The sequence below is a fragment of the Paenibacillus sp. FSL H7-0918 genome, assembly GCF_038007025.1.
GTDB lineage: Bacteria > Bacillota > Bacilli > Paenibacillales > Paenibacillaceae > Paenibacillus_AQ > Paenibacillus_AQ odorifer.
The window spans coordinates 2,786,797-2,798,833 of record NZ_JBBOWJ010000001.1 but is presented as its reverse complement, the minus strand read 5'-3'; the positions used below and the strand labels follow the sequence as shown (position 1 = coordinate 2,798,833).

13 protein-coding genes are annotated in these 12,037 nt (G+C 47.3%); 10 read left to right on the top strand and 3 right to left on the bottom strand.

The genetic code is table 11. The features are described 5' to 3' along the window. The first annotated feature begins 97 nt into the window (after positions 1–97). From MHI15_RS12625 to MHI15_RS12615, 3 genes are all read left to right on the top strand, one after another. Positions 98–772 (top strand): response regulator transcription factor, encoded by a 675-nt coding sequence (locus MHI15_RS12625; RefSeq protein WP_341164464.1) that lies wholly within the window; start codon positions 98–100, stop codon positions 770–772. Continuing rightward, a complete protein-coding gene (locus MHI15_RS12620) occupies positions 769–2,136 on the top strand; it encodes a sensor histidine kinase (protein WP_076278281.1) in 1,368 nt (455 codons plus the stop codon). Before MHI15_RS12625 ends, MHI15_RS12620 begins: the two co-directional genes overlap by 4 nt. 225 nt (positions 2,137–2,361) lie before the next feature. After that, positions 2,362–3,342 (top strand): alpha/beta hydrolase, encoded by a 981-nt coding sequence (locus MHI15_RS12615; RefSeq protein WP_076191702.1) that lies wholly within the window; start codon positions 2,362–2,364, stop codon positions 3,340–3,342. A 66-nt stretch (positions 3,343–3,408) separates the two neighbouring features. Here MHI15_RS12615 and MHI15_RS12610 read toward each other — a convergent pair whose 3' ends face one another. The 3 genes from MHI15_RS12610 to MHI15_RS12600 form a co-directional block, all read right to left on the bottom strand. Further along, complete coding sequence (locus MHI15_RS12610) at positions 3,409–4,230, bottom strand: class I SAM-dependent methyltransferase (RefSeq protein ID WP_076124053.1); 822 nt, start codon at positions 4,228–4,230, stop codon at positions 3,409–3,411. A gap of 157 nt (positions 4,231–4,387) precedes the next feature. After that, entirely contained in the window at positions 4,388–5,239 is an 852-nt protein-coding gene (locus MHI15_RS12605; protein ID WP_076124051.1) for a 1,4-dihydroxy-6-naphthoate synthase, read from the bottom strand. Continuing rightward, complete coding sequence (locus MHI15_RS12600) at positions 5,239–5,934, bottom strand: futalosine hydrolase (protein WP_081383981.1); 696 nt, start codon at positions 5,932–5,934, stop codon at positions 5,239–5,241. Before MHI15_RS12600 ends, MHI15_RS12605 begins: the two co-directional genes overlap by 1 nt. 281 nt (positions 5,935–6,215) lie before the next feature. Between MHI15_RS12600 and MHI15_RS12595 the strand changes: the two genes are divergently transcribed. The 7 genes from MHI15_RS12595 (at position 6,216) to MHI15_RS12565 (ending at position 11,686) form a co-directional block, all read left to right on the top strand. Next, on the top strand, positions 6,216–6,686 hold the full coding sequence (locus MHI15_RS12595; protein ID WP_076124049.1) for a MarR family winged helix-turn-helix transcriptional regulator: 471 nt from the start codon (positions 6,216–6,218) through the stop codon (positions 6,684–6,686). 196 nt (positions 6,687–6,882) lie between these two features. Further along, positions 6,883–7,731 (top strand): KPN_02809 family neutral zinc metallopeptidase, encoded by an 849-nt coding sequence (gene ypfJ, locus MHI15_RS12590; protein WP_076124048.1) that lies wholly within the window; start codon positions 6,883–6,885, stop codon positions 7,729–7,731. A 115-nt stretch (positions 7,732–7,846) separates the two neighbouring features. Beyond that, positions 7,847–8,248 carry a DoxX family protein gene (locus MHI15_RS12585; RefSeq protein ID WP_036682076.1) on the top strand — a complete coding sequence of 134 codons (402 nt, stop codon included), beginning with the start codon at positions 7,847–7,849 and terminating at the stop codon, positions 8,246–8,248. A gap of 17 nt (positions 8,249–8,265) precedes the next feature. After that, positions 8,266–9,216: a ring-cleaving dioxygenase gene (locus tag MHI15_RS12580; protein ID WP_076305812.1), complete on the top strand. Its 951-nt coding sequence runs from the start codon at positions 8,266–8,268 to the stop codon at positions 9,214–9,216. Continuing rightward, positions 9,213–9,833 carry an alpha/beta hydrolase gene (locus MHI15_RS12575; RefSeq protein ID WP_076278282.1) on the top strand — a complete coding sequence of 207 codons (621 nt, stop codon included), beginning with the start codon at positions 9,213–9,215 and terminating at the stop codon, positions 9,831–9,833. Before MHI15_RS12580 ends, MHI15_RS12575 begins: the two co-directional genes overlap by 4 nt. A 154-nt stretch (positions 9,834–9,987) precedes the next feature. Next, entirely contained in the window at positions 9,988–11,220 is a 1,233-nt protein-coding gene (locus tag MHI15_RS12570; RefSeq protein ID WP_370511249.1) for a multidrug effflux MFS transporter, read from the top strand. A gap of 115 nt (positions 11,221–11,335) precedes the next feature. Continuing rightward, a complete protein-coding gene (locus MHI15_RS12565; protein ID WP_076099710.1) occupies positions 11,336–11,686 on the top strand; it encodes a FlxA-like family protein in 351 nt (116 codons plus the stop codon). Positions 11,687–12,037 lie beyond the last annotated feature (351 nt).

Genomic DNA, 12,037 nt, shown 5'->3' with positions numbered 1-12,037 from the left:
GGTTTGATCATCGTGTAGTCTCAAGACAACAGACAGTTTAGCCGAAAGTATAATATAGTATAATAGTAAGAATGGACAACAGGAAAAGAGGAAACGAATGCCTACTATACTGGTTGCTGACGACGATGCGAACATTCGCGAACTTGTCTGTTTATTTCTCCGCAACGACGGATTCGAAACAGTTGAAGCTGTGGATGGCAAGGAAGCGCTCGCCGTATATGCTGGAACACATGTCGATCTTGTCGTGCTGGATATTATGATGCCAAATATGGATGGTTGGATGCTTTGTAAGGAGCTCCGCAGAGCTAATCCTGATCTTCCATTACTTATATTGACTGCCAGAGGCGAAACCTGGGAGAAAGTGAAGGGCTTCGAATTAGGCACGGACGATTATTTAACTAAACCTTTCGATCCGTTAGAGCTGACGGTTCGTGTTAGGTCATTGCTGAAACGATATCGGATTGGCTCCACGCAGATGATCCAAATTGGCAATGTCATCCTTGATCGACAGACCTATAAGGTGATGAAAGGCACGGAGTCATTTGCCTTACCCCTTAAGGAGTTCGAGTTGCTGTACAAGCTTGCTGGAACCCCTGGACAAGTCTATACGCGCGAGCAGTTGATCGATCAAATTTGGGGAATTGATTATACTGGAGATGATCGGACGATTGACGTGCATATCAAACGCCTGCGTGAACGGTTTGCGACTACCCCTGATTTTCGTATTGAGACGGTGCGTGGACTTGGCTACAGGCTTGAGGTGTACGAATGATTAGATCCATATATACACGCGTTGTACTGACCTTCTTAGCCTCCGTAATCGGGGGCACAATCATTGCTTTGTTTGTTGCAACTTGGGTATTCGAAGATAAACTGAACGAGAACTCGCGAATTCCCTTATTGCATTTTGGGCAGGATATTGTCAGGGTTTACGAGACCTTCCCATTTCGTGAAGCCAACTCTTTCGTAAGTGGAATGAAGCAGCTTGATTCCTACCACATCCGAATTTTCGACGAAGCGGGTAAATTCCAATCTTACGGAACGCTTAATGGGCACAAGCCGGTCCCTGTAACTATGGAAGAAATAAAAAAAGTTCTCGCAGGAGAAGTATATCAACCTCATAACAGGAATATTTCTGCGCTTCTCCTAGGCTTACAACTGAGAACGGAAGACGGCACCAAAGCGATGTTTGTGGAGACGCTTAATCCCCCTTCCGTCACTGCCAGAAGGAACTTGGTATTAAATTTCTTGCTCTATTCATTGATAGCTGGAAGCCTCTTGATTCTGGTAGCTGCAATGTTCTTAGTCAGACCGATCAAGAAGCTAACCAAAGCGACCAGAAGAATAGCAGCTGGTGATTTTAACGTCGAGCTGAATATTAAGCAAACCGGTGAGCTAGGTACCTTGGCTCGCAGCTTTGAAGAAATGATGCACGATCTGCAGCAGCTTGAGCAGATGCGTAAGGAGTTTGTATCCAATGTGTCGCATGAGGTCCAGTCTCCGCTCACCTCAATATCTGGGTATGCGATTGCGCTCAAGCGAGTAGATCTTGCAGAACAAGAGCGAAATCGTTATCTGGATATTATTATCGCTGAAGCAGAACGGATGTCTAAAATGAGTGACAGCCTGCTGAAGCTGAGTTTATTAGAATCGCAGTCCCAACAGCTACGGCTAACTACATTCAATCTGGACGAACAGATAAGAAGAGTAATCGTAGCGATTCAGCCGCAATGGTCAGCTCGTAACATCAGCTTCGACCTTGATCTAAAGCCTATTATCCTACTGGCTGATTATGACCTGTTAAGTCAGGTATGGACCAATCTCCTTGGCAACAGCATCAAGTTTTCTAAGGATAACAGTGTAATTAACGTCAGCCTCAAACAAGATATCAACAACGTGACCGTTCGGGTAACAGACACTGGCATCGGGATTTCACTTGAGGATCAGCAACGTATATTTGAACGGTTCTTTAAGGCTGATCGGTCCCACAGCCGTAAATATGGTGGCAGCGGGATGGGACTTGCCATTGTTAAACAGATCGTAACGCTTCATAAAGGGGATATCCGCGTGGAAAGCGAACCCGGCCAAGGAACGACCATCGTTGTCACCCTCCCAATTATAGCGCCGACAGAGTAATTAGCTTCCAGGCGGTGCCTTGCGAGGGCTTGAATGCATCCCGAATTTTTCATGCTACAGCAGTACAGGCAAGTTTTCTTGTCTTGTGCTGCCGTAGCATTTTTTTTACCTGTTCATTTTCAGTTCATATTGTCGTCATGAGGGGTACATCTTTGTTAGTTATGATCTCATTAGCGAAACGTTAAGGGAACTTAATAAACAGATTAAAGACAGGAGAAGATGAGGGTGACACAACAAGAGGACAAAAAAACGGGGAATGGACAGAAAAAACATAAACTGCGTAACCTGTTGCTCAAAATATTAGGAGCAATAGTGATCGTGGTCGTACTTTTTCTAGCCGTTGTCTATACAGTTAATGTGATCAGCAACAAAACAGATCAGAAAAAAATACAGCACTATGGTCAGTTAGTCCCTGTTGACGGGAAAAATATGAATGTTTTGATTCAAGGAGAAGGTAAACAGACGATCGTGCTCATACCAGGCTTTGGAACAGGAGCGCCAGCGCTTGATTTCAAGCCGTTGATTGATGAGTTATCACCATTCTACAAAGTGGTGGCGGTTGAACCGTTTGGGTATGGACTCAGTGATGAAACGAAAAAAGAACGAACTACAGAGAATATCGTTAGTGAAATTCATGAAGCCGTTCAGAATCTTAACATTGACCAATACATTCTAATGGGCCACTCGATTGGAGGTATTTACGGATTGGAATATGCGAAGAAATATCCAAACGAAGTGAGTGCTTTTGTGGGTATTGATAGTAGTGTTCCGGAACAAGGCGGTATGGATGTTAAATTTCCAATTAAAAAATTAAAGCTGCTTAAAGATTCAGGGATTATAAGATTGGGCTTGCAATTAAGCGGTGACCCTTATGATGGACTGCCATTTGATGATGAAACCAAAAAACAAATGAAATTGATTTCGCTTAAAAATATGAACAATTCCACTACCTTAAATGAAATGGAACATATTTATCCTAACTTTGTTGCCTCCAGAGGCTTAACATTCGACAAGAATCTTCCCATTATCTTCTTTATACAAGCGAATAATACTACCGTGAAAGACTGGATTCCTCTACATGAAGGGCAAGTCAAGGATTCAGTGCATGGAAAAGTAATGACATTTGAAGGCGGACATTACTTACATCATTCAAAATCCAAAGAAATCGTAGAGAACCTAAGGGTATTCATGGAGGAAGTTAAATAAAAAGAAGAAAACGCTCCGAACTCCTCATATGAGGGGGCGGGGCGTTTTTTTGGTTGTGATCGAAGATTATTTGATGCCGATTCTCATTCGGTAGCTGATCAGAACCTCTAATGTTCTGCCTTTAAAATGCTGTTCAACTGCGGCGGTGTAATCGGCGATGTCTTGCTCAAGCAAGGTAGCGTCTAGTTTCATTACGGTTTGCACTCCCCCTTGACTTAGGGTTAAACCAATATATCGCTGGGCATCGCAGGACTCTAGGTTGTGGAATACGATTTCTCTGGCAAAAGAGAAGGCTCCACTAGCTTTGATCCGTGACAAATGACCTTCTTTGTCCCATTTATGTGCTCTCTCCTCATTAGGTAAAAGCGAAGCCAGCAATTCTTCTGTTTTGGAGATCAGCTGGTTGTATCGTTCTTCTACATTTTGCTGAAGAGATAAAGGCCAATCGCAATCGTAGGCGGCAAAGACTCCGCCTTTTTTTAAGACCCGGGAGATTTCTTGCAGTGTACTTTCAGGATCCATCCAGTGGAATGATTGCGAGCAGGTAACTATGTCTACACTATCTGATGCAAGCGGAAGCTGGTTAGAGTAGCCTTGCACAAAAGTAATTGATTGGGGTGCTTCTAATCTGCTAAGTTTATCGATTGCTTTTCCCAACATATCTGGATTGGGTTCGATACCGATTACGCGTTCTGCGACATCGTTCCAGAGAAAAGTAGACAAACCCGTACCGCAGCCTATATCTGCGACGAGTGAAGGGGTGGTACCTAGGTAATCTGTTAGCAATTTGATAATCATCTCAGGGGCTTCGGGACGGTAGCGGTCATATTCATTTTGAAAGCCCAAAAAGCGGTCGATGTTTTGTTTGCTGTTTTTTTCAGGTATCATGTGATCCTCCCTCATAGATCATGTTTATAGGTCTATTGTATAATCACTGGTTCGATAAGCCAAATAATGTCTGGCTGGAAGGCTACGTAGAATAAATAAAATCCCCGGAGAACACCTTATAGGTGTGGCCGGGGATTGTTAAACTATCTGGTAAATGCTAACGAAGCAGTGCTGGATCGATTGCAGGCACAAGTCCTTCTGCCGCAGCACGATTAAGCAGGGCAGAGATTGCGGCATAGCCGTCCTCACCCAGATTCATCGAGAAGTCATTCACGTAGAGATCGATGTGGGATTTAGCCACTTCAGGAGCCAACTCTTGAGCATGGCTAAGCACATAGTCTCTGGAATCCGTTGGATGATCCCACGCATACTGAAGAGAGCTGCGAATCCAGCCGGTGATAGCATCGGCATCTAAATCACGGCGGGCAATGATAGCGCCGAGAGGAATGGGCAGTCCGGTATCGCTTTCCCACCAGCTGCCTAGATCAGTCAGCATATTAAGACCATAAGAGGCGTAAGTGAAGCGGGCTTCGTGAATTACCAGCCCTGCATCGATATGGCCATCCCGCACGGCAGGCATAATCTCATCGAAAGGCATTACGACTATTTCGCCGATGCCTCCAGTTACATTTTGTGCTGCCCATAATCGGAAAAGCAAATAAGCCGTAGAGCGTTCGCTAGGTACAGCAATCCGGCGTCCGGCTAGCTTTTCTGGGCGTTTGACCGCATGGGGTCCACTTGCTGTAAGCAGCAGCGGGCCGCAGCCGCGTCCTAAAGCACCGCCGCATGGCAGCAGTTTGTACCGCTCCAGAACCCAAGGCAGAGCAGCGTAGGAGATTTTGAGGACTTCTGGTCCTTCTCCGTCAGCAGCCAGCGTATTGGTAATATCAATGTCGGCATAGGTTACATTCAGCTTAGGTGCATTCGGGACAAGCCCGTGCGCCCAGGCATGAAATACAAAGGTATCGTTAGGGCAAGGGGAAAAAGCGATATTAAGCTCAGTTGTCATTACAGCACCTCCAGTAATATAGCGGCTGCCGCCGTTAATGCTTCCATTGCATCACCGATCTTCCAAGCGGCCCGGTCGCGGGGACCGACCGGGTTCGAGATGGCGCGGAGCTCCAGTACCGGGAGCCCCAGCGCCTGAGCGGCCACGGCAACTCCGTGGCCTTCCATCGCTTCCGCGACGGCATGGGGATGCCGCGCGAGATGGGCGGCGGCCGTCTCCGCGGTGCCGGTCGCCGTCGAGACCGTAAGCACGGTGCCCGTGCTTACGGGTAACCCGGCCGCAGCCAGCGCGGCCGAAACCGCTTGCACCGTGCCGCGGTCAGCCGGCACGGACACGCTGCCGAAGCCGAGCTCGGCAGCGCTGCGGAAGCCCTCCGGCGTCTCGGCCCCGAGGTCGGCGGCAATCATCTCGCTGGCTACAACCAGCGAGCCTAAAGGCGCCAGCCCCGGGAATCCGCCGCCGATCCCGACGCTCAATACGCAGCCGTAAGAACCGGCTGCGAGTGCCGCGGCGGTTCCCGCCGCCGCCGCCGCCGGCCCTGCGCCAGCAGCGATAACATGGAACCTGTCGCTGCCTTGCAGGCCGCGCAGGACCGCGTCACGCTCCGCGTCTACGGCTGTCACGATCAGCACGCGTCGTGCTCCAGCCTGCCCCTCCATAGCTTCTTCGGTAGGGGTTGGATTGAACGAACTCATCAGGTCGCCTCCTTTAGGGTATTGAAATCGCTTACTAAAGAGTCATTCGTAAAGACAAGAATACGCCCTTTTATAGGTCAGGTCAAACTTGGGGTGATTTTTATCACTCCCTGTAAAGTGTCAAAGGAAAACTTACCGGTCTCTAGACGGAAGTGACTTTTTTAGCGATGAGGTTGACAAGGAGGATGGGAAGTCGTATAGTTATCTTAAATTAAAGATACTTAACGTAAAGACAAATAAATGGATTGAATACAAGTTTGATTGAAGTGGAGGTGGAATTGATGAGTGATAAACAAATAAATCTGCGTAATACAGAGAGTGCACCTGACGAAGAACAAGCCGCCTCACTGAAATTGTTCGTAGTCTTATCTAAGGCTTATAAAAGCCTAATGGATCATGCGGTGAAGGATATGAAGAGTTATGGCTTGGCTTCGGCTGAATTCATGGTGCTTGAGGTACTTTACCATAGAACGCGGATTCCGCTGCAACAGATTGGGGAGAAAATTCTCGTTACGAGCGGAAGCATTACCTATAATATCGACAAGTTGGAGAAAAAGGGACTGCTGAAACGTGTACCCTGTAGCGAGGATCGCCGCGTTACTTATGCGGAGATTACGGATGCAGGCCGTGAACTGTTTGATGAGATTTTCCCTCGTCATGTAGCCTCAATTCATGATTTGATGGGTGGATTAGATAAGGAAGAGAAAGTCCAGGCTATCGAATTAATGAAAAAGCTTGGCAAAGGTGTATAGGCGCTGCGAACATGACGAATAACTAGGCGCTTCTATAAGGTTGGAAGTAGTTCGGCTCCATCCTCATTCTCCCAACTCCAGTAAGTATAAGTGAAACCCTGCTTTTTTGGGTATATCACTAATAAGATATTTAACTTAACGAAGCCAGGTAGCCATTTACTTAAGATTACCTGATATTTCGACTGGGGGCTTGGCCATGAAATGGCAGGGAAGAAGAGGGAGTTCGAACGTGGAGGACCGCAGAGGCATGAGCGGCGGCGGCAAGATGATTGGTGGCGGGATCGGAGGAATTATCCTTGTCCTGGTCATCACGTTACTCAGTGGAGGCAATGCCGGGGATATCCTGGGAAGTTTGACTTCCACAGGCTCCAGTTCAACGGCCCCTTATGAACAGACCGCAGAGGAGCAAGAGCTTGCGGAGTTTGTATCGGTAGTTCTTGCCGACACAGAGGAGGTTTGGGGTGAGATTTTTCAGCAGCAGGGAATGACCTATACGGACCCCACCTTAGTGCTATACAGTGGGAGTGTAGACTCTGCTTGCGGAACAGCCACCTCGGCAGTTGGTCCCTTCTACTGTCCGGGTGACGCCAAACTGTATATTGATCTGAGCTTTTATGATGAGTTGCAGCAACGCTTCCACGCGCCGGGCGACTTCGCCATGGCTTATGTTATTGCCCATGAGGTTGGACATCATGTACAGACATTACTAGGCACCTCGAAACAGCTCGATTCCCTTCGCCAGACGTTGAGTGAGAAGGAGTACAACAGATATCAGGTTCGTTTTGAGCTGCAGGCTGATTATTTCGCCGGTGTCTGGGCCAATCATGCTCAGGGTATGAATCTGCTGGAGGAAGGCGACTTAGAGGAAGCTCTGGCAGCTGCAAGCGCCGTCGGCGATGATACGATTCAGAAGCAAGCTCAGGGCTATGCAGTGCCGGATAGTTTCACTCACGGTACCTCAGAGCAGAGAAAGCGCTGGTTCTACAAAGGTTTTAACTCGGGTACGATTAAGGGCGGCGATACGTTTAACGCCTCCGAGTTGTAGATAGAAGAGGGAAGAGGAGAGCAGCCCATAGGTTATTCCGGTTCGCCGGGCGCTCTTTTTTACCCAATATCTTAACATTAAGATAATTAAATCAAAGGAATAGGGGAAGGTAAAAATGATAAGTGTAGGACTGTTATTAATGAGATTGGTGATTGGGCTTGCTTTTATAGGACATGGCGCACAAAAGCTATTTGGATGGTTCGGAGGATACGGTCCGAAGGGTACGGGAGGCTGGATGGAGTCCATCGGAATCAAACCGGGTGTGACTATGGCGATTTTAGCAGGGATTATGGAACTGGTGGGCGGATTTATGTTCGCGGCAGGACTGTTAACGCCTGTTGCAGCGGTGTTAATCGCTGCCACGATGCTGGGGGCAATCGTTAAGGTTCATGCTCCAAATGGTTTCTGGTCCACTTCGAACGGAATTGAGTTTCCACTCACGGTTTTGGTATTTGCGGTAGGTGTGGCGCTTACGGGACCAGGTTCGATTTCTCTAGATGCATTGTTTTTTAACTAAGAAGGGAGTTTATAATAATGACACTTCAAACTGCAGGAATACATCATATTACAGCTTTTGTCGGAGACGCTCAGCGCAATGTTGATTTCTACGCCGGGATTCTGGGCCTACGGCTCGTGAAAAAAACGATTAATTTTGATGCTCCAGAGGTCTATCATTTATACTTTGGGAATGAGCAGGGTTCGCCGGGAACGATTATTACATTTTTCCCTTCGCCTGTAGGGCGTAGAGGCAGAATAGGCAGTGGTCAAGTTGGCGTAACGATCTACGCAGTGCCGGTCGGTGCTCTGCAATTCTGGGAACAACGCCTTGCTGAATACGGAATTTCGGTTACAAAAGGAAGTCGGATCTCGGAACCCTATTTATCTTTTGCCGATTACGACGGTCTGCGGATTGAACTGGTGGAACGTGAGGAAGGCCCGCTCAGTAAGTGGTCCTTTGGTGGGATTCCTACTAAATACGCGATCAAAGGTTTTGGCGGGGCTGTGCTGTATAGCAGCAATCCGTTGCAAACAGCCGAGACACTTGTTCATACGCTGGGTATGGAACATATTGCTGACGGAGATGGATATACTCGCTATAGAACCAATGGGGAGCTAGGTAATATTATTGATTTGAAGACATCACCCGTTCCGCTCGGAGCGGGAGGTGCAGGGACAGTTCATCACATCGCGTGGCGGGCAAAGGATAATGCAGAGCAACTGGAATGGTCGCGCCATGTACAGAGTCATGGGCATAGACCTACACCCGTTCAAGACCGTCAGTATTTTAATGCGATCTATTTCCGTGAAAGAGGAGGAATCCTGTTCGAAATCGCTACAGATCCTCCAGGCTTTGCCCGTGATGAAGCCCCAGATGCGTTGGGTGAAAAGTTGATGCTGCCGTCCTGGTTTGAGCCGCATCGCGCGGCCATCGAAGAAAACTTAACGCCTATTCAAGTAAGAGAAATTGAGGTGAAGCAGGGATGATTCATGTATTCCGTAAAGGTAAAGATATAACTAAACCTACATTAGTGTTGTTTCATGGCACAGGTGGTAATGAGCAGGATTTGCTGCCGCTGGCTGAGATGTTATCGCCAGGTTCATCGGTGCTAGGTATACGGGGCAATGTGCTGGAGAATGGCATGCCACGATTCTTCCGTCGGCTGGCAGAAGGAGTGTTCGATGAAGCGGACTTAGTTTTCCGTACCCATGAGATTAAGCAGTTTCTGGATGAGGCGGCAGAGAAATACGGGTTTGATGCCAACAATCTGGTAGCGGTTGGTTACTCTAACGGTGCAAACATTGCTGGTAGCCTTCTGTTTCATTATAAGGACATTTTCCGCGCGGCAGTGCTGTTGCATCCGATGGTGCCATTACGCAATGTGGAGCTTCCTTCTCTAGAAGGGGTGTCTATCTTTATTGGGGCAGGTACGAATGATCCGCTAATAACATCTACGGAAACTCAGGAGCTAGAGGGGATTCTGCAGAAAGCAGGCGCTGAGGTTACAACCCATTGGGGCAATCAAGGTCACCGCTTGAGTATGGCGGAAGCCGAAGCCGCCAAAGATTGGCTACAGGGGTTTAGCACATCTCAAAATGCATAAAACAATTAGGATAACCGCCTTTTGGCGGTTATTTTTAAGTTATTAGCCCCGAATGAGGCCTTATAAAAGGATTGATCATTTGAGTTCCTTTACGTTAGTATGAAGAATACAAAAAAGGCCCCCGGGTTGCTTTAGAAAGGTTGACGTAAGGATCATGATTGGAATGCAAAATGCTAATAAACTTGCTGTAGATGGACCCTCAAGGAAGCAGAGATTGCAACTTGCTGTTATTCTGGGCTCCATTACAACCATTGGGCCGTTGTCGATTGACATGTATTTGCCAGCACTGCCTACACTTGTCGACGATTTCGGTACGACAGCTGCTTTGGTGCAGCTAAGTCTCACCTTCTTTTTATTGGGACTGGCCTCGGGTCAGTTAGTAGCTGGACCACTGAGTGATGTATATGGACGTCGCCGTCCACTGCTTATAGGGATGTTCATCTATGCCGTTTCCTCAGTGCTATGTGCTTTTAGTCCTTCGATTGGACTTTTAATTGTTTTGCGGTTTATTCAAGGTCTTGCTGGTTCAGTGGGTGTAGTTGTCTCTAGGGCGGCTGTGCGTGATCTGTACAGTGGCTCTGAACTAACGAAATTTTTCTCTTTATTGATGATTGTTAATGGTCTGGGTCCGATTTTGGCTCCAGTCATTGGAGGCCAGCTCTTAAGAGTGACTACATGGCAGGGGATATTCCTCGTATTATTTGCTGCCGGAATTATTTTTTGCTTGACGATTCTCCTGCGCTTGCCTGAGACATTGCCGAAGGAGCGGCGCTCCAAGAGTGGGTTGAAGGGTACTTTGCTTACCTTTAAGGTGTTACTTGGCAACCGCAAGTTTATGGGTTATGCCTTGTCCCAAGGTTTTGTTACAGCGTCTATGTTCGCTTATATCTCTGGGTCATCTTTTGTTTTGCAAAATATTTTTGCGGTTACTCCGCAGGTATATAGCTTGATCTTTGCTGTGAACGGGATTGGGATTATTATTACAGGTCAAATTGCCGGCAGACTTGCTGGTAAGGTGAGTGAGACGAAGCTACTGCTTAGCGGGTTGCTGCTCTGTACAATGGGGGGCGTCTTGCTGCTGCTTACGATCCTGATAGGGGGAGGGCTGATCCCTATTCTAATCTGTCTGTTCGCTGTTGTCTCCAGTGTGGGGATTGTCGGCGCAACCAGCTTCTCACTTGCAATGCAGGACCAAGGAGAAGCCGCAGGCAGCGCTTCGGCTTTGATAGGGCTGATCCCGTTGCTGCTTGGTAGCTGTGTAGCACCGCTTGTGGGTCTTGGAGGCGTAGATTCAGCCCTTCCAATGGCGATTGTGATTGCCTGTACGGGTGTTCTCTCTATTCTGTCTTATCTTCTGTTGGTCAAACGGTGGAATTCCAATTATTGACAGGTTATCCTTATAACCTTGAAAGAGAGCAATACTTTCAGCAAACTTTCAGCGGGTTTTAACGTTCCTTATCTGCAAAAGGATTATATTGGAGGTAAGGAAGGGAGGGATGATTATGAGTATATCCGCAGTCTCAGGTTCTACATCGTATACTACCTCGACGTCTAGTACTACAGATACCAGCGCGCTCGAGAAACAAAAAGCGAAGCTGGAAGCCGAATTGGACAAGATTGATGCCAGCTCGGATGACGCGAAGACCAAAGAAACGAAAACGAAACAAATTGAGCAGCAGATCAAGCAAATCGAGGCACAAATTTCCCAGAAGTCGCAGAGCAGTGCTTCCGCTGCAAGCAGTAGTGCAGAAGCACCTGCCAAACCTGCAAACAACGCGCTTGCTGCGGCAAGCCCGCAAGAAATCGCTACCGCAACAACAAATAGCCAAGGCAGATTTGATATTCGTGTATAAACCATACTAAGTCGTGTTACATAACAAAAAGGGCATCCTTTGCCGTGAGGGATGTCCTTTTTGTTATGTATTTTTAAGTTTAGACTACAATTTAAATGTTCTTTTATCACATTGTTGGCCAATACTAGAAAGATACCCCTAAAATAAAGTTCCGTCATATTGATCTGTCCAGCTTCGTAATATATTAACTATGCTTATCCTCATTTCCCAAAAAATCTTTAACTGTTGCAGGGGTTAGGGATTTGCTGGCAGTCTAATAGAGTAGGTGTTGATTATCACGGGTCTTCTATTCCAAGAATTGCTATAATGGACTAGTTGTAAAAATTGTCTAGCACAACGTGTGTCAGCGGT

Excerpts from the sequence above, each read along its gene's own strand:
- MHI15_RS12625 (WP_341164464.1), top strand. The coding sequence starts at position 98 with ATGCCTACTATACTGGTTGCTGACGACGATGCGAACATTCGCGAACTT.
- MHI15_RS12620 (WP_076278281.1), top strand. The coding sequence starts at position 769 with ATGATTAGATCCATATATACACGCGTTGTACTGACCTTCTTAGCCTCC.
- MHI15_RS12610 (WP_076124053.1), bottom strand. The coding sequence starts at position 4,230 with ATGATACCTGAAAAAAACAGCAAACAAAACATCGACCGCTTTTTGGGC.
- MHI15_RS12605 (WP_076124051.1), bottom strand. The coding sequence starts at position 5,239 with ATGACAACTGAGCTTAATATCGCTTTTTCCCCTTGCCCTAACGATACC.
- MHI15_RS12600 (WP_081383981.1), bottom strand. The coding sequence starts at position 5,934 with ATGAGTTCGTTCAATCCAACCCCTACCGAAGAAGCTATGGAGGGGCAG.
- MHI15_RS12595 (WP_076124049.1), top strand. The coding sequence starts at position 6,216 with ATGAGTGATAAACAAATAAATCTGCGTAATACAGAGAGTGCACCTGAC.
- ypfJ (WP_076124048.1), top strand. The coding sequence starts at position 6,883 with ATGAAATGGCAGGGAAGAAGAGGGAGTTCGAACGTGGAGGACCGCAGA.
- MHI15_RS12585 (WP_036682076.1), top strand. The coding sequence starts at position 7,847 with ATGATAAGTGTAGGACTGTTATTAATGAGATTGGTGATTGGGCTTGCT.
- MHI15_RS12580 (WP_076305812.1), top strand. The coding sequence starts at position 8,266 with ATGACACTTCAAACTGCAGGAATACATCATATTACAGCTTTTGTCGGA.
- MHI15_RS12575 (WP_076278282.1), top strand. The coding sequence starts at position 9,213 with ATGATTCATGTATTCCGTAAAGGTAAAGATATAACTAAACCTACATTA.
- MHI15_RS12570 (WP_370511249.1), top strand. The coding sequence starts at position 9,988 with ATGATTGGAATGCAAAATGCTAATAAACTTGCTGTAGATGGACCCTCA.
- MHI15_RS12565 (WP_076099710.1), top strand. The coding sequence starts at position 11,336 with ATGAGTATATCCGCAGTCTCAGGTTCTACATCGTATACTACCTCGACG.